This window comes from Paraglaciecola sp. 20A4 (genome assembly GCF_011378905.1).
Lineage (GTDB): Bacteria > Pseudomonadota > Gammaproteobacteria > Enterobacterales > Alteromonadaceae > Paraglaciecola.
The window spans coordinates 1-17,527 of sequence record NZ_WTPY01000049.1; the positions used below are offsets into that span (position 1 = coordinate 1).

13 protein-coding genes are annotated in these 17,527 nt (G+C 45.0%); 11 read left to right on the top strand and 2 right to left on the bottom strand.

Translation table 11 applies throughout. From position 1 onward, the window contains the following. The first annotated feature begins 65 nt into the window (after positions 1-65). The 8 genes from GQS54_RS22140 to GQS54_RS22175 all read left to right on the top strand — a co-directional run bounded on the left by GQS54_RS22140 (position 66) and on the right by GQS54_RS22175 (position 8,857). A complete protein-coding gene (locus GQS54_RS22140) occupies positions 66-1,349 on the top strand; it encodes a hypothetical protein (protein ID WP_166426105.1) in 1,284 nt (427 codons plus the stop codon). Between the two features lie 118 nt (positions 1,350-1,467). Beyond that, complete coding sequence (locus GQS54_RS22145) at positions 1,468-2,775, top strand: sugar ABC transporter substrate-binding protein (RefSeq protein ID WP_166426093.1); 1,308 nt, start codon at positions 1,468-1,470, stop codon at positions 2,773-2,775. A 67-nt stretch (positions 2,776-2,842) separates the two neighbouring features. Then, entirely contained in the window at positions 2,843-3,715 is an 873-nt protein-coding gene (locus GQS54_RS22150) for a sugar ABC transporter permease (protein ID WP_166426094.1), read from the top strand. Between the two features lie 3 nt (positions 3,716-3,718). Beyond that, a complete protein-coding gene (locus GQS54_RS22155; protein ID WP_166426095.1) occupies positions 3,719-4,549 on the top strand; it encodes a carbohydrate ABC transporter permease in 831 nt (276 codons plus the stop codon). 10 nt (positions 4,550-4,559) lie between these two features. Continuing rightward, entirely contained in the window at positions 4,560-5,582 is a 1,023-nt protein-coding gene (locus GQS54_RS22160; RefSeq protein WP_166426096.1) for an ATP-binding cassette domain-containing protein, read from the top strand. Between the two features lie 110 nt (positions 5,583-5,692). Next, on the top strand, positions 5,693-7,162 hold the full coding sequence (locus GQS54_RS22165) for a mannitol dehydrogenase family protein (protein WP_166426097.1): 1,470 nt from the start codon (positions 5,693-5,695) through the stop codon (positions 7,160-7,162). 20 nt (positions 7,163-7,182) lie between these two features. Continuing rightward, positions 7,183-7,905: an HAD family hydrolase gene (locus tag GQS54_RS22170; RefSeq protein ID WP_166426098.1), complete on the top strand. Its 723-nt coding sequence runs from the start codon at positions 7,183-7,185 to the stop codon at positions 7,903-7,905. Continuing rightward, positions 7,898-8,857, top strand: a complete 960-nt coding sequence (locus tag GQS54_RS22175; protein WP_166426099.1) for a sugar-binding transcriptional regulator — start codon at positions 7,898-7,900, stop codon at positions 8,855-8,857. Before GQS54_RS22170 ends, GQS54_RS22175 begins: the two co-directional genes overlap by 8 nt. A gap of 129 nt (positions 8,858-8,986) precedes the next feature. Here the strand turns inward: GQS54_RS22175 and GQS54_RS22180 are convergent, their stop codons facing one another. Then, on the bottom strand, positions 8,987-9,949 hold the full coding sequence (locus tag GQS54_RS22180; protein WP_166426100.1) for a carbohydrate kinase: 963 nt from the start codon (positions 9,947-9,949) through the stop codon (positions 8,987-8,989). A 554-nt stretch (positions 9,950-10,503) separates the two neighbouring features. Continuing rightward, entirely contained in the window at positions 10,504-11,118 is a 615-nt protein-coding gene (locus GQS54_RS22185; RefSeq protein WP_166426101.1) for a TetR/AcrR family transcriptional regulator, read from the bottom strand. A gap of 417 nt (positions 11,119-11,535) precedes the next feature. Here GQS54_RS22185 and GQS54_RS22190 point away from each other — a divergent pair, with 417 nt between their 5' ends. From GQS54_RS22190 to GQS54_RS22200, 3 genes are read left to right on the top strand one after another with little or no spacing between them, the layout of a single operon-like run. Continuing rightward, complete coding sequence (locus GQS54_RS22190) at positions 11,536-12,783, top strand: efflux RND transporter periplasmic adaptor subunit (protein WP_166426102.1); 1,248 nt, start codon at positions 11,536-11,538, stop codon at positions 12,781-12,783. Between the two features lie 11 nt (positions 12,784-12,794). Next, entirely contained in the window at positions 12,795-15,974 is a 3,180-nt protein-coding gene (locus GQS54_RS22195; RefSeq protein WP_166426103.1) for a multidrug efflux RND transporter permease subunit, read from the top strand. After that, entirely contained in the window at positions 15,967-17,349 is a 1,383-nt protein-coding gene (locus GQS54_RS22200; RefSeq protein ID WP_166426104.1) for an efflux transporter outer membrane subunit, read from the top strand. The genes GQS54_RS22195 and GQS54_RS22200 overlap by 8 nt, the downstream gene beginning before the upstream one ends. The last annotated feature ends 178 nt before the right edge of the window (positions 17,350-17,527 follow it).

Sequence of the window (17,527 nt, forward strand, 5' to 3'; positions counted from 1 at the left end):
GAACAGACCTTCATACATCTAATATTCAACGCATAACTAAATTGGGCGTAGTCGCTGCAGCTGTTATGGCCGCGTCTGCACCTTCATACCTGCAGGCTGCGGAATTCCTTGATGGACGTGCAGAGGTTAATTTCCTCGCAATGCAAAACTACCAAGCCATTCAAGCTAAAGAAGGGGCATTTCGTCCTGTGGACGAAGAACAGTCTTCTGGCTTTGGGCGTATCAGAGCTAACCTCATGCTTAAATTCCACATCACTGAATTTATCTCAGCCGATATAGACATCGCTGAAGAGCCGAATGACTTCGGTAACAACGGTGACCGTGATTTCTCATTCCACAATGATTACGCTGGTATCGAGTTTGATTTATTTGGTCTTACTGAGTATGAGCGTGAAAACGCTAACCTAATACTTCGTGTCGGTAACATTGGCGGTTCTCCATTCCAATTTAAAGGCTTTCAAGACGGCGCTGACAACCAAGCTAATGCGCTTATCGGTAACGGAATAACCGATTACGCAACAGCAGAAAATGGTGCGCAATTAAGATATACCGAAACATACGATGAAGGTGTGGTTCGCAGTTTCAACGTGGTCGGCCATGTTACAACCTCAAGTTTTGGCGAAGCGTTTCAAGAAGATCGTGGTTTTAACTACCTCTTACAAGGTGCTGTTGAGTTTACGGGTGGCTTTAAAGTCGGTTTGAATTTCTTGCAAGCAAATCAGGGCGATCAATTACGCTTTGAGAACGGCGTGGCCAGTCTTGACGGTTTGACCACTACCAACTATCGCTTTGGAGACGGTGAAAACTATAACTTCTCTGCCTCAGCTTCAAGTGAGCGTGATACCCATGTTGGTGTTATGCCAGGCCTTGACCAAACAACCATTCAATTGAACTTAGCCTACCAGCCATCAGCTGAAACTAGCTTGATCTTTATGATTGGTAAGTCCAGTGACGATTATACTTTCGCAGATTCAGCAGGCAACGCAGTAGCTGGTATTACTTACTTTGGTGTAGACGGGGTAGCTGATCCGACAGGAACAACTTTCGATTCTAATAGCGTTATTAAAGGCGATACGTCGGTTGAGTACTGGACAGTTGAAGCTCAGCATTATGTTATTCCTGGCAAATTCTATGTAGCCGCGCGTTACGCAGAAGCTGAGAACACGTCGGATCTTATCGCCCAAACCGACAATACAGTTGAGCGCCTACAAGTCGCAGCCGGTTATTGGTTCAACGATAAAACTCTGTTGAAAATCGAATATGTTGACCAAGACGAAGGCATTAACTCTGGCGGCCAAATTGGCGCTGGTTTTGACGGTATCACATCTGAAATTTCGGTTAAGTTTTAGCTATCAGCCGACTTCTGTCGGCTTTATCTAATTGTAAGCTAATATAAATTATAACAACTGTCTTATTTGCCTATTACGTGAATGAGACATCCAACTTTGTACATAAGGGGAATGCCCGATGTTAAACAAATTGACTATGCTGACTTGTGTTGCGTTAGGTTTTAGCGCAACTGTCATTGCTGAAACTATCACCATCGCCACAGTAAACAATGGTGACATGATCACCATGAAAGAACTCAGTAGCGATTTTGAAAAGAAAAATCCTGATATTGACCTTCAGTGGGTCACGCTTGAAGAAAACATATTACGCCAACGGGTTACTACAGACGTTGCCACTAAAGGTGGCCAATACGACGTTATGACAATTGGTACTTACGAGGTACCTATCTGGGGTAAGCAAGGTTGGTTAACTGAACTTGACGACTTAGGCGAGGAGTATGATGAAGAAGATTTACTACCGGCTATCAGAAGCGGCCTATCAGTAAACGACAAATTATATGCTGCGCCTTTTTACGGTGAGAGCTCGATGGTTATGTACCGCAAAGACTTGATCGAAAAAGCCGGTCTTGAAATGCCCACTAAGCCTAGCTGGGAATTTATTCGCAAAGCGGCCAAAGCGATGACAGATAGCGATGCCGGTGTTTATGGTATTTGCTTACGTGGTAAAGCGGGCTGGGGTGAAAACATTGCGTTGATTACCGCCATGTCAAATTCGTTTGGCGCACGTTGGTTTGATGAAAATTGGAAGCCGCAGTTCAACACACCACAGTGGAAAGACACCTTACAATACTATGTTGACATAATGACAGAATCTGGCCCTGCGGGCGCATCTTCAAACGGATTCAATGAAAATTTGGCGTTGTTTCAAACAGGTAAGTGCGGCATGTGGATAGATGCCACTGTTGCTGGTGCCTTTGTAACTAACAAAAAAGATTCTGAAGTCGCCGATAAAGTGGGCTTTGCCATGGCGCCAGATATGGGCTTAGGTAAGCGCGGAAACTGGCTATGGGCTTGGACACTTGCAGTACCTTCTAGCAGCGAAAAAAGTGCAGCAGCCATGAAGTTTATTAGCTGGGCAACATCTAAAGAGTACCTTGCTCTAGTCGCCAAAGAAAAAGGTTGGGCTAACGTGCCTCCAGGAACGCGTACATCTTTATATGCTAATCCTGAATACCTAAACGCCGCGCCTTTTGCTGAAATCACTCTGGCGTCTATCGAGTCAGTGGATCCGAAAAATCCAACCGTGCAACCCGTGCCTTATGTGGGCGTGCAATTTGTGGCCATACCTGAGTTTCAGGGTATTGGTACTGCCGTAGGCCAACAATTTGCCGCTGCATTGACTGGGCAGATGACGGTAGAACAAGCATTGGCTAGTTCACAACGCTTGGTCGAACGCGCAATGCGTAAAGCTCGTTATCCAAAATAGCTAATTGTTGATGGGGGGTAAGTGCAAGTCACTTACCCATGGTTTTCACTTGAAGAAGGTCTAGATTATGGCGACGATGCAATCTCGTAACTTAGCTAGAATGATGTTATTTCCATCCGTCGTATTGTTGTTGGCATGGATGATAGTGCCGCTGTGCATGACATTGTATTTCTCATTTTTAGATTACAATCTACTCACACCCGGAAACGAAGAATTTATTGGTTTTTTAAACTATGAGTTCTTTTTGACAGATCCTGCTTTTTTTGCTTCTTTTTTCAATACATTGTTGCTGGTAGGCGGTGTACTGCTAATCACTATTTGTGGTGGTATTGGACTCGCAATCTTGCTTGACCAAGCAATTTGGGGACGAAACTACGTCCGCATTATGGTGTTAGCGCCGTTCTTTGTTATGCCGACCGTTTCTGCTCTAGTGTGGAAAAACATGCTGATGAATCCGGTGAATGGTTTGTTTGCACACTTTGCAATTTGGATTGGCGTCGAACCTGTTGATTTTTTTGCACAAATACCCTTGCTGTCAATTATTATCATAGTGTCATGGCAATGGCTTCCATTTGCAGCGTTAATATTACTCACTTCTATTCAGTCCCTTGACCGTGAGCAATTAGAAGCTGCTGATTTGGATGGAGCAGGTCCGTTTAGTAAATTTATTTATATCGTTATGCCGCATTTATCTCGCGCTATCACAGCGGTAATTCTAATTGAAACCATATTTTTGTTGTCGATATTTGCTGAAATACTGGTCACAACTAGCGGTGGCCCGGGCTATGCCTCGACCAATCTTACCTACTTGATTTACACGCAATCGTTACTTCAATTTGATGTTGGCGGAGGCTCAGCAGGCGGTATTGTCGCAGTAATCATTGCCAATATTGTCGCTATTTTCCTTATGCGCTTAATTGGCAAAAACCTGGAGGACTAAGTTATGGCGACGAATAATAGTAATAAATCTAAAATTATTTATACCGCTTTAGCCTGGGGCATAAGTGGAATGATCTTTTTCCCCATTTTATGGACCTTGCTAACCAGCTTTAAAACGGAAGCAGAGGCAATATCAGCTAACCCCAGTCTATTTATGTTTGATTGGACACTTGAAAACTATTCAGATGTGCTGGCGCGTTCACCCTACTTTAACCATTTCTGGAATTCTGTTGTGATTTCTATTGGTTCTAGTTTGCTAGGTTTAATCATAGCCATACCCGCAGCTTGGTCCATGGCATTTGTACAAACTAAACGAACTAAACATCTATTGATGTGGATGCTGTCGACCAAAATGTTACCGCCGGTCGGTGTACTTATCCCTATTTATTTGATGTTTAGAGATTTTTCTTTGCTTGACACTAAATTGGGCTTGGTCATCGTTATGACACTAGTCAACTTACCGATAATGGTGTGGATGCTTTACACCTACTTTAGAGAAATCCCACATGAAATCCTTGAAGCATCCCGTATGGACGGTTGTAGTATTGGTGAGGAGATATTTCATGTGTTACTGCCGCTCGCACTACCTGGTATTGCTTCTACGCTGCTGTTAAACGTTATTTTAGCGTGGAATGAGGCTTTTTGGACGCTTATATTAACCGCAGCGAATGCAGCACCGTTAACAGCATTTATTGCCAGTTATTCAAGTCCTGAAGGATTATTTTACGCCAAGTTATCAGCAGCATCTGTGATGGCCATTGTGCCCATACTTATACTTGGTTGGTTTAGTCAGAAACAATTAGTGCGCGGATTAAGCTTCGGCGCAGTAAAATAGGAGAGTTATCATGGGCAGCATTACTTTAAAACAGGTCACGAAAACTTTCGGCGACGTAAATGTAATTAAACCAATAGATCTACAAATTCATGATGGCGAGTTCATCGTATTTGTTGGTCCATCGGGTTGTGGTAAATCAACTTTGTTACGGATGATCGCAGGATTAGAAGATACCACCAGCGGCAATATCGATATTGACGGAAAAGATGCCACAAATACGCCTCCGGCAAAGCGAGGCTTAGCCATGGTGTTTCAGTCTTATGCGCTGTATCCACACATGTCGGTGCGCAACAATATTGCGTTTCCATTAAAACGAGCGAAAGTTCCCCCTGCTGAAATTGAGGCGAAGATTGCCTCAGCGGCAAAAATATTAAACTTGGGTGATTATCTGGATCGTAAACCTGGACAATTATCAGGTGGTCAGCGACAACGTGTTGCAATTGGTCGTGCGATTGTACGTCAACCTTCTGCATTTTTATTTGATGAGCCACTATCGAACTTAGATGCTTCATTGCGCGTTAATATGCGGCTAGAAATTTCTGAATTACACAAAACCCTAGATACAACAATGATTTATGTTACGCACGATCAAGTAGAGGCGATGACTATGGCGGATCGCATTGCGGTATTTAACGCCGGTGTGATTGAGCAAGTCGGCACCCCTCTTGAGTTGTATCAAACCCCAGTCAATCGCTTTGTTGCGGGCTTTATAGGTTCGCCTAAAATGAACTTTATTGAGGTTGAACCCGTTGACGGCAATCCAACCAGTTGCGTTGGTGTACGTCCGGAACATTTAAAAGTGACACAAGATAAAGGCCTTTGGACGGGTAAAGTGGGTGTAATTGAGCATCTGGGGTCAGAAACCTTTCTACATATTCATGTTGATGGCGTGGGTCCGCTTACGCTTAAAGCTGATGGTGATTGCCCATTGAAATATGGCGACAATGTGAACTTGACCGCACCGCAAAACAAAATCATGCATTTTGACGCAGCGGGTAAGACTCTGCCACCCACTCCATTTTCGGGTAACTAGACTAAACAGCGAGACACACCCTTTTAGGTTTGTCTCGCTATTTTCAACCGCGAAATTAACCAACCTGATTTGTATTAGCATTTTGCTACATAGCATAGGAGCTCAATTCAATGACTATTAAACTTGGCCTTGACACACTTGATGCCTTACCGCCAAACGTGTCTAAACCCCATTATCAACGCGCAGTGCTTTCACCCGGTATTATTCACATTGGTGTCGGTAATTTCCATCGTGCTCATCAAGCGGTTTATCTAGACAAACTATTTAACGCAGGCCTGGCTTATGATTGGGCTATCAGAGGAGCAGGCATTAAATCCTATGACGCGGTTATGCGCGATAAATTGAAAGCGCAAGATTGGTTAACGACCGTGGTAGAGTTAGACGCAAAAGGACTCACCGCTAGAGTTTGCGCTTCGATGCTGGATTTTATCGAAAATGATGCCAGTACGTTAATTGACGCGCTAACAGATAGTCAGATCCGCATAGTGTCTCTGACTATTACCGAGGGTGGCTACTTTATGGACGACAAAACGGGCGGGTTTAATCTTGCCCATGATGAAATCCAAAGAGACATCGCTAATATTGACTCCCCAACAACCGTATTTGGTTTAATTATTGCGGCACTAAAACGTCGTAAGGAACAAAATAAGCCAGCGTTCACTATTATGTCCTGCGACAATATTCCTCACAACGGTAAAATTGCCAAACGAGTTGTTAGCGAAATGGCAGCAGCGATTGACAGCGATTTAGCCCAGTGGATTAGCAAAAATGTTACCTTTCCGAACTCTATGGTTGACTGTATTACTCCGGCAACATCAGAACAAGAGCGCCAGCGTTTGGTGACATTGTTTGATATAGAAGACCAAGCCCCTGTTTTTTGTGAGCCATTTAGACAATGGGTATTAGAGGATAACTTTGCTAATGGCCGCCCCCCTCTAGAAGAAGTCGGTGTCGAATTTGTGACAGACGTCGCCCCTTTTGAACTGATGAAATTACGTATTTTAAATGGCGGGCATGCGGCAATTGCTTACCCAGGTGCTTTATTTGGCATTCATTTTGTGCACGATGTTATGGCTCATCCTTTGATAAGCCAGTACTTGAAAAAGCTGGTTACACAGGAAGTTATCCCTACCTTGCCTCAAGTACCAGGGGTCAATTTTGATGACTATTTTACCGTAATCGAATCACGATTTGCTAACCCAGAAGTGTGCGATACTGTGCCGCGCCTTTGCCAAGATGCATCAAACCGCTTACCCAAGTTTATTTTGCCCACTATTACAGCGAATTTAGAGCAAGGTAGAGATTGCGCTGGTTTAGCGCTAGTCGTGGCATTGTGGTGTCGACTTTGTGCTGAAGGAGATATTCCTGATAGCAAAATATTTATCGACGACCCGCAAGCTAAAAGGCTTACAAAACAAGCCTCTATGGCCAAAATCGAACCCGCAATATTTTTGCAAATGACGGACATATTTGGGACACTCTCACGCAACAACGTATTTGTTAAACATTTTACGTCGATGTTAGACATGCTCTGGGCTTCAGGTACTGAAAAGACCTTAGAGTGGTATTTGAAACAATAATAAACATTGTCGGTTATTGAATGACTCCTTCCCACACATCATTTTTGCAGTACCCCATAGAATTAATCATTTTTGATTGCGATGGGGTACTGATAGATAGTGAAATTATAAGTAAACGCGTATTGCTACAAATGCTCTTAGAGCTTGGCGTGGAAATATCCGATGAATATTTTGAAGCGAACTTCCTCGGCCATAGTTTTGAGCATGTCACAGCAAAAATTTTCGCTGACTTTAACGTTACACTGGCGAGTTCGTTTTCTCAGGACTATCAAACGACGTTAATGCAAGTTTTTGCTGAGGAACTCGAACCCACAGTTGGGCTAGAGGAAATGTTATCACAGCTCAAAGTGCCTTATTGTGTGGCGACCAGTAGTAGCCCTCAGCGCGTTAGTCGAGCCCTTGAGATAACCTGTATTGAGCACTATTTTAAAGAGCAGGTTTTCACCGCTTCTGAAGTAGAAAACGGTAAACCTGCCCCTGATTTATTTTTACATGCAGCAGAAAAAATGGGGGTTCTACCTCAACATTGCCTAGTGATTGAAGACTCCCCTGCTGGAATCGACGGTGCCAAGGCAGCCCAAATGCAAGTCGTCCGTTATGCTGGCGCAGGCCATATGCAGCAATGGAGGCAACCCGTTGAATCTTTAGTCGATAATTTGACGACGATCCAAAATTGGCAAGATCTCTTTGCGCTTGCACCAACGCTCAACACAATACCTAATATGCGAGATAAACGTGGTTAAGCTTTCCAGTGCAGAAAATAGACGATTAGACGACGCCGCGCGAGCCGGTTGGTTATATTATGTTGCGGGTAACACGCAAGATGACATTGCAAAAAAGCTTGGCATTTCTCGCCAGTCTGCTCAACGTATGGTGGCATTATCCGTTAGTGAAAAGTTAGTAAAAGTTAGGCTCGATCATCCTATTGCTAAGTGCATGGATTTGGCTGAGAAAATTGCTAACCGCTTTGGTCTACTTTCTTGCGAAGTGGTGCCCAGTGACATTAGCGATCCGACTTCAACTGTGGGTTTGGCTCAAGCCGGTGCGAACGAAATTGAACGTCATCTAAAATCCACACAACCTAAAATATTGGCTATGGGTACTGGGCGAGTACTACGTGCCTGCGTAGACGAGTTGGCGCCACTTGATTGTACCCAACACAGAATTGTTGCCTTACTTGGTAATATGACATCTGATGGAGCTGCGTCTCCTTACGATGTAGTCGTGCGTATGGCTGAACGTGTTAACGCCAAGCATTATCCTATGCCACTACCAGTATTACCGCAAAGTGTGAAAGCGAAAGATCAACTACATGCCATGCCGCACATTGCGCAAAATATGGCATTGGCTCAACAAGCGGATGTAACCTTTGTGGGTGTAGGGAATCTAGGGACTAATTCGCCATTGCATTTAGACGGTTTTGTTACACCTGAAGAATTAGACGAATTACAAACGGGTGGTGCGGTCGGCGAAATTATCAGCTGGGTTTTCGACAAAAATGGGCAATTGTTAGATTGCGGTATCAATCAACGGGTGGCGAGTACACCGCTTATTGTTGCTTCAAGCAACCCCGTATTTGCCATAGCTGCCGGTGAAGAAAAAGTTTACGCCATTTTAGGGGCGCTGCGCTCAAAGCTGGTTAATTCGTTGATCACCAACGAATACACCGCCGAGCGTTTGCTGAGCATTGATTAACGCTTGGCTTGGCGCGCCATACTAAAATCGCCAAACCCAAAGCCCAGAATACAGCTTAGAATGCGGGCACAAAAAAGGGACCAAATGGTCCCTTTTTGATGTTTGTGACTTGCGCGCTGGCGTGCCTGACTACTTCTTTTTGACCACGAACGTCATCGCGTTCACTTCAGGTAAGGTTGGTAACGCGGTCATTGCACCAATTTTGGCACACACTAATCCGCTGACTTTCCCAGCAAATTCAATAAAGCCTTTAAACTCATCTTGATAGAAGTTGTTGCTTGCTGGGCTATTGGCCATTTGAAACAAAATAGCACCGATAAATGAATCGCCTGCGCCTGTGGTATCAACAGCGTTAATTTCATAAGCCGGCACAATATATTGCTGACCGTTTTGCGAAATTAGGCAACCGTCTGGGCCAAGGGTAACTAGCACCACTTTTACGCCTAAATCATGAAAATATTGGCAACCAGCTGCCATATCGTCTTGTTGCGACAACAATACTAGTTCTTCGTCGCTGACTTTGACCATATCTGCTAAAGCGAAATAACGGTTACAGATTTCTCTAAATTCAGCATCTCGGCCGCGCCATAAATCTATCCGGTAGTTAGGGTCAAAGCAGATAATGTTGCCATTTTTCTTGCCTTGCTCAGCTAAACGTAAGTAGCTGTCGCCTAATTCACCGCCAAGCAGTGCAGTGGCTGACCCTAAATGCAAGATCGAGTCGTCGAGCAAAGCGCTAATTGCGCCATCATCAAGATTTAATTGTTCGTCAGCCCCGCGATTAAACGCAAATTCACGCTCGCCGTTATCGCCTAAAGACACAAAAGCCAGCGTGGTTGATGCAGATAAAGAAGCCACTTGGTCGGTATTTACGCCGTAGCCTTTTACTTCGTTAATTAAAAACTCACCGAATGGGTCATTTCCAACTGAGCCGACTAAAACGGCATCGCCACCTAATTTACCAATACAGGCTGCTACGTTGGCGGGAGCACCACCAGATTTTTTAACGTAATTAACGCCGTTGACCAAACCTTTGTTGGTATCTGTACATACAAAATCGATGAGCATTTCACCAACGCAAACTATCTTCATAACTTTCTTCCGTATAAAAATCGTAAAAAATTGATTTGACGAGAAACGTATAAAGGACTCCGAACGTATCGGTACTACACCCTTTTGCATATTAGCTGCATTTGTTTCGCTTGAAAAAACCATTAGCGAATTATTGCCTTGGTACTCAATCAAACGTGTTCGTTTTTCGCGGCCTGAACTGGCTTCGATTATACCCACAAGCTAAGGCAATTAACATCTTTGCAGCCCTTTGTTTATGTATAAATTAACATAATCTATACGATAAAAAGGCGGCCTAAAATGGAGATAAAGCAACCGCCTGTACCTGAAAATAACGGCGTTGTTGGTTAACCTAACTTTTAGCCGAAGTTAGCTGCACAATATCCGATATTAGTAGATTTTAAGCACATTAATTAGATTGACTAAGATTGATGCAAGAAGCGCTAAACTTTGAAGTAGTGACAACAGAAGTGCTGCCTATTCCCCGTAAAGGAAAAGACAGCTAAGTACGGATGGCGAACTGTTCACAGCGAGTCACAACTTGTAAATTACAAGTGGCGAACGACGAGTGGGGACTACGAATTACGCGGAAAACTCTTTAAAGCCATGTTAGCCACATCCACTAACTGCGCTTCACTTGCACCACTGCTGGCTTGAATGGCAATACCGTTGACTACCGTACAAAGGTAGCGAGACAATGCTTCTGTATCTTCATCACTCGATAAATCACCTTGGGCTTTCGCCAGCTCGAAACGGTCGCGCAAATCTGATTCACTTTGTTGACGGCGTTTAATCAATACTTCTTTTACGCCAGCAGCGGCTTCACTACACGCCAAAGCACCTTGCACCATGACACATCCCTGAGGATGAGATGGATCAGACATAGTTTGTGCTGCACCTAACAACATAAACTCTGCAACTTTGTATGCCGTAGATTGCGCTAATGCAGGCTTAAAAAAACCACAGGGCCGGGTTTCATAAAATTCGATGGCCTTTAAAAACAGCTGCTCTTTATTACCAAATGCAGAATACAAACTGGGTTTATTGATCCCCATGGCACTGGTTAAATCAGACAGAGAGGCACCGTCATATCCTTTGGTCCAAAATACGTCTAACGCTTTTTCAAGCGCAGTTTGCATGTCAAAAGCCCGTGGCCTTCCCACTGCGGCAGTACAACTAACAGCACTCATGTTTTAGCTCCTGATATAAATATGGTTACATAGTAAACAGGTAAGTAACCCTTGTCTATATAGGGTTATATACTCTTTAGTACAATACAACTAGCACCTAATGTGTGCAGGATTAGGCAAGATTACTGAAGCTTTCGACATTCAAATTCCGTTAATCCCCGCGTATTATGTACCGTATGGTTAGGCACGCTACTCAGTATAAAGTTCACATCTCACTGCATTTAAACAGCACGTAATCATCGATTATTTGCAGCTATACAAAACTGATATTAAATATAATTAAAATAACTTACCTATCGGTACAGAAACAGATTGACTAAAAACAGTTCATCTATATTCTTACCGACCAGTACATAAATAGCAACGTTTATTAAGAACCCCATTTTGAACAAAGTAAAATCAGAGGAAATGAATGTCATGAGTGCAAAACACACCATCAAAAATTTGCTACTAGGCGGGATCGCCAGTGTTGTGTTGGTTGCTTGTGGCAATCCAGATACATCGAACCAACCCGAAGCACCTATTGCCCCGCAAGTCAGCGTTGCCCAAGTGGTAAACGAGCGCATCACTGAATGGGACGAGTTCACCGGCCGCTTGCAAGCACCGCAAACCGTCACATTGATGCCCCGTGTTTCAGGTTATATTGAAAATGTGTTGTTTGAAGAAGGTGCAGTTGTTGCCAAAGACGATGTATTGTTTCAGATTGACCCACGTCCTTTCAAAGCAGAAGTTGATCGCCTTAACGCTGAATTACAAAGTGCAAAGAGTGCATCTGTTCAAGCGCTAAATGATTATGAGCGCGCTAAAACACTCAGTGAGCAACGTGCTGTTTCTATTGAAATTTTAGACGGTCGCTTAGCCCGTAAACAACAAACCTCAGCGACTGTCGCATCTGTTTCTGCCGCGTTAGAACGTGCTGAATTAGACTTATCTTACACCCAGGTAACCGCGCCTATTGCTGGCCGTGTGTCTTATGCGCTGATCACCGAAGGCAACTTTGTGAATGCTGGGCAAAGTCAGCTTACCAGCCTCGTCTCGATGGACAAGATGTATGCCTACTTCGATGTAGACGAGCGAACTTACTTAAAATACGCCCAATTGGCAGAATCAGGCCAGCGCTCTAATACCCGCGATGCAACGGGCAATCCCGTTTACATGGCACTTGCCAATGACGCGAACTTCACACATACCGGCAATATCGATTTTGTTGATAACGCAGTTAACCAACAAACCGGCACCATCCGTATTCGCGCCACCTTTGCAAATGATCAACATACTTTACTGCCTGGACTGTTCGCTCGGGTAAAACTGACTGGCAGCAATTCATATCAAGGTATTTTGATCGATGAAAAAGCCATTGGCACCGATTTAAACAGAAAGTTTGTATTGGTAGTCAACCAAGACAACCAACTGGAATATCGTAACGTGGTATTAGGCGAAAAAATCAACGGTTTACGCATAGTCACTGATGGCTTGTTACCTGAAGAGACCATAGTCGTCAACGGTTTACAGCGCGTTCGGCCGAATATGCAAATTCAGCCTAAGGTTGTTGATATGACCTCTCAAGCAGCCCTAACTGCACTTCGCCGACAACAGCAATTACTCGACCAAACCAGCAATGAATTGACGGCGCAAGCCAACGAAACATTCGCCGACCGCGGTTAAGGGAGCCACTCATGTTTTCGCAGTTTTTTATACGTCGCCCCATATTTGCGGCTGTTATCTCGCTGATTTTCTTTATTGTGGGGGCTATTTCTGTATGGCAACTCCCCATTACTGAGTATCCTGAGGTTGTGCCACCTACCGTGGTCGTTACGGCTAACTACCCGGGTGCTAACCCTAAGGTAATTGCTGAGACGGTTGCCTCCCCCCTTGAGCAGGAAATTAATGGCGTTGAGAACATGTTGTACATGTCCTCTCAGGCCACGTCTGATGGGCGCATGACGCTGACCATCACATTTGCTATTGGCAGTGATGTCGATTTGGCACAAACCCAAGTGCAAAGCCGCGTTGAACGTGCCAAGCCGCGCTTACCTGAAGAAGTACAGCGTTTAGGAATTGTGACTGAGAAGTCATCACCGGATTTAACCATGGTGGTGCACTTAATCTCGCCTGATAATCGCTATGACATGTTGTACTTATCAAACTACGCAGTGCTGAACGTTAAAGACGAATTAGCGCGAGTCGAAGGTGTGGGACAAGTTCGGGTATTCGGTGCTGGTGACTACAGCATGCGTGTATGGTTAGACCCTAGTAAAGTATCAGCCCTAGGTTTATCTCCTACCAATATTGTGGCGGCCATTCGTGAGCAAAATCAGCAGGCTGCCGCAGGTAGTTTAGGTGCTCAGCCAAGTGGTAGCAGTGACTTTCAACTTCTTATCAATGTAAAAGGTCGATTAACCGACGTAAAAGAATTTGAAGACATCATCATTAAAGTCGGTGAGCAAGGGCAAATTAGCCGCTTAAAAGACGTTGCCCGTGTTGAGTTAGGTGCGTCAACTTATGCTCTGCGTTCAATGCTTGATAATGAAGATGCGGCTGCTATGCCGGTGTTTCAGGCATCGGGTTCAAACGCGATTCAAATCTCCGATGACGTGCGCAGTAAAATGGCTGAGCTATCAAAAACCTTTCCTGAAGGTTTAAGCTACGACATCGTTTATGACCCTACAGTATTCGTACGGGGCTCAATTGAAGCCGTGATGAAAACTTTGCTCGAAGCCATATTACTCGTGGTATTGGTGGTAGTGCTGTTTTTACAAACATGGCGCGCCTCAATCATTCCATTGGTTGCTGTGCCGGTATCATTAGTGGGCACCTTTGCCTTTATGCATCTATTAGGCTTTTCTTTAAATGCCCTATCACTATTCGGCTTGGTACTGGCCATTGGTATAGTCGTAGATGACGCCATCGTGGTGGTTGAAAACGTTGAACGTAATATCGCAGACGGCTTATCTCCTGTGGCCGCAACCCAAAAGGCCATGAAAGAAGTCACTGGCCCGATTGTTGCCACCACATTGGTATTGGCGGCGGTGTTTATACCTACCGCTTTTATGTCAGGCTTAACGGGGCAGTTTTACAAGCAGTTTGCCCTGACTATTACTATTTCGACTTTTATTTCAGCCATTAACTCGTTAACCCTAAGCCCTGCTCTATCTGCATTATTGCTTAGAAGCCACGACAGCAAGAAAGATGCCCTAACCCGCGGTATGGACAAACTACTGGGCGGCTGGTTGTTTAATCCGTTTAACCGTTTCTTCGCGCGTTTGTCTGACGGTTACGGCTGGGTTGTGAAAAAGGTTTTACGCTTTGGTTTACTGGTAGGCGTGATTTACGTTGCCCTAGTGGGGTTAACCGGTTTGCAGTTCGCCACCACGCCAACAGGTTACGTACCTGGTCAAGACAAGCAGTATTTAGTCGCGTTCGCCCAATTGCCTGATGCGGCATCACTTGAGCGCACAGAAGAAGTGATCAAAGAGATGTCGCGTATTGTTCTGGAACAGCCCGGTGTAGCGCACTCAGTTGCCTTCCCTGGTTTGAGCATTAACGGCTTTACCAACAGCACCAATAGCGGCATCGTTTTTACCCCTCTTGATGACTTTGCAGACCGAAAAGACCCGTCGTTGTCAGCTGGCGCAATTGCCGCTGCTCTTAACCAAAAATTTGCCGCCATTGAAGATGCTTATATCGCTATTTTCCCGCCGCCGCCAGTACAAGGTTTAGGCACCATAGGGGGTTTTAGATTGCAAATTCAAGACCGCGCTAATTACGGTTACGACGAGCTATACAAAGTTACCATGCAGGTTATGCAAAAAGCGTGGGCGACACCTGAATTAGCAGGCGTGTTCTCAAGCTACCAAATCAATGTACCTCAACTCGATGTGGATATTGATCGCACCAAAGCTAAGCAGCAGTCTGTTTCGCTGGATGAGCTATTCACGACATTGCAAGGTTACATGGGCTCTGTGTACGCCAATGACTTTAACCAGTTTGGCCGAACGTATCAGGTTAACGTACAGGCGGATGAACAGTTCAGGCAAACCCCAGAACAAATTGCTCAGCTAAAAGTACGCAACAACAACGGTGACATGGTCCCTATCGGCTCATTTATTAATGTAAATAACACCGCTGGTCCTGACCGAGTGATGCACTACAACGGTTTTACCACCGCTGAAATCAATGGCGGCGCCGCCCCTGGCTTTAGCTCTGGTGAAGCACAGGCAGCGATTGAAAAAATCTTAGCAGAAACCTTGCCCAACGGCATGAGCTACGAGTGGACCGAATTGACCTACCAACAAATATTGGCGGGCAATGCAGGGATGTATATCTTCCCGTTGATTATTTTGTTGGTATTCATGGTGTTAGCGGCCCAGTACGAGAGCTTAAGTTTACCATTGGCGATCATTTTGATTATTCCCATGACGTTATTGTCAGCATTAAGCGGGGTACTTATCGCTGGGGGTGACAACAACATTTTCACCCAAATCGGTTTTATTGTACTGGTGGGACTGGCAACCAAGAACGCTATTTTGATAGTCGAGTTTGCCAAAGAATTGCAAGACGAAGGTAGAACCGCCTACGAGGCCATTCTTGAAGCCGGTCGCTTACGACTGCGCCCAATATTGATGACATCCATCGCGTTCATTATGGGTGTGGTGCCTATGGTGTTCTCAAGTGGTGCCGGTGCTGAGATGCGCCAAGCCATGGGCGTTGCTGTGTTCTCAGGCATGATCGGCGTGACCGTTTTCGGCCTGCTACTGACGCCATTATTTTACTACGTGCTCGCCAAACGCGGCGAGCGCCAATCAAACCGTACAACGCGAGTAAACACTGCCAAACAGGAGGCTGACCATGGGTAATATGTTAAAAATCGGCACACTCGCAGCATTTATTGCTGCCCTTAGTGCCTGTAGTGTGGGGCCTGATTATCAGGTGCCTGACAAAGCCAATAATATCGAGCTTGTTGGCTCATACGAACAGGCTGAAAAGTTAACCAATTGGTGGCAAGCCTTCGGTGACGAGGACCTAAACCATTTAATTGATGAGGCGCTTAAAGAAAACCGTACCCTCGTTCAGGCTCAGGCCAACGTGTTACGTGCATATGCCATTTTCCGTGACAGCCAGAATGACTTATTGCCAAAAGGCACGCTAGACGCAGGTTATTCAGCATCGAAAAACCAAACTGTACTGAGGTCTGACAACGATACAATTACTCGCGGTTACAACACGGGTGCTAATTTGACGTGGGATGTGGATTTGTTCGGTAAAGTACGCCGCGCCATTGAAGCATCGTTGGCTGAAGCAGAACAAGCCGATATTTTGTGGCATGACGCTCAACTACAAATTATTAGCCAAGTGGCGGCGAGTTACGGTGATTATCGCGGTGCCCAGTTCCGCCTAAAAGTGGCTGAGCAGAACCTAGCAAATTTACGCCAAACTCGCACGATTGTGAAAGCCCGCTATCAAGCAGGATTTGCCTCTGAATTAGAAATGGCGCGTATTGATGCCCAAGTATTTCAGGTTGAGTCTACCGTACCGCAAATGCGTACCTTACTCGTCCGTGCAGACGCGACGCTTTCGGCTCTATTGGCTAAAAAACCCGGTGAATTAGCACTGAATACGCAACCGGATTTACCGCAACTTTCACAACCTATTGCGCTAGTACCTGGTAAAAATTACTTACGCTATCGCGCTGATGTGGCCAGTTCTGAGCGAGCTTTAGCCGCCAGCACTGCACGCATTGGTGTAGCGACCGCAGATTTATACCCGAATGTATCAGTAAGTGGTTTTTTAGGATTTTTATCTGGCCCAGGGTTGACCCTAGGCGGGGATACAAAAAGCTGGAGTGTCGCGCCTACTATTAGCTGGCAAGCGGCTGATTTAGCCTCGGTGAAAGCGCGTATTCGTCAGGCTGAAGCAAGCTCTGATATCGCCCTTGCGCAATTTGAGCAACAGGTCTTTGATGCCCTCGCTGACATGCAATTTTCCTTACAAAGTTACAATTTTAGCCGTCAGCAACAACAAAGTACTGAGTATCAATGGCAAGCAAGTGAAAAAGCGATGACGTTAGCACGTCAACGTTTCGAAGCAGGCAGCGGTGAGTTTCTTGAGTTATTAGAAGCCCAGCGTGATGCCTTACAAAGCCGAGATCAACTTGCTTTACTTGAGCAACAAAGTTTCAACCGATTAGTCGATATATACCGCGCCTTTGGTGGGGGTATAAGCGTTATCTAGCCACATGCTAAGGATTTACTAAGCTTGTTGTCGTTTTAACGAGAATAAGAGACACAGTACACTTATTGCAGTAGCCGCCACATACACAAAAGCCGGATATGTGAAGTGACCCCATAAAGTTGGACTCATTTCTAAGCGGCAACCAAGGCCTGATGTCGATATTGTATCGGACTCAGGC

Bases quoted from the DNA above. Each gene is read 5' to 3' on its own strand.
- GQS54_RS22140 (WP_166426105.1), top strand. From the start codon at position 66: ATGGCCGCGTCTGCACCTTCATACCTGCAGGCTGCGGAATTCCTTGAT.
- GQS54_RS22145 (WP_166426093.1), top strand. From the start codon at position 1,468: ATGTTAAACAAATTGACTATGCTGACTTGTGTTGCGTTAGGTTTTAGC.
- GQS54_RS22150 (WP_166426094.1), top strand. From the start codon at position 2,843: ATGGCGACGATGCAATCTCGTAACTTAGCTAGAATGATGTTATTTCCA.
- GQS54_RS22155 (WP_166426095.1), top strand. From the start codon at position 3,719: ATGGCGACGAATAATAGTAATAAATCTAAAATTATTTATACCGCTTTA.
- GQS54_RS22160 (WP_166426096.1), top strand. From the start codon at position 4,560: ATGGGCAGCATTACTTTAAAACAGGTCACGAAAACTTTCGGCGACGTA.
- GQS54_RS22165 (WP_166426097.1), top strand. From the start codon at position 5,693: ATGACTATTAAACTTGGCCTTGACACACTTGATGCCTTACCGCCAAAC.
- GQS54_RS22170 (WP_166426098.1), top strand. From the start codon at position 7,183: ATGACTCCTTCCCACACATCATTTTTGCAGTACCCCATAGAATTAATC.
- GQS54_RS22180 (WP_166426100.1), bottom strand. From the start codon at position 9,949: ATGAAGATAGTTTGCGTTGGTGAAATGCTCATCGATTTTGTATGTACA.
- GQS54_RS22185 (WP_166426101.1), bottom strand. From the start codon at position 11,118: ATGAGTGCTGTTAGTTGTACTGCCGCAGTGGGAAGGCCACGGGCTTTT.
- GQS54_RS22190 (WP_166426102.1), top strand. From the start codon at position 11,536: ATGAGTGCAAAACACACCATCAAAAATTTGCTACTAGGCGGGATCGCC.
- GQS54_RS22195 (WP_166426103.1), top strand. From the start codon at position 12,795: ATGTTTTCGCAGTTTTTTATACGTCGCCCCATATTTGCGGCTGTTATC.
- GQS54_RS22200 (WP_166426104.1), top strand. From the start codon at position 15,967: ATGGGTAATATGTTAAAAATCGGCACACTCGCAGCATTTATTGCTGCC.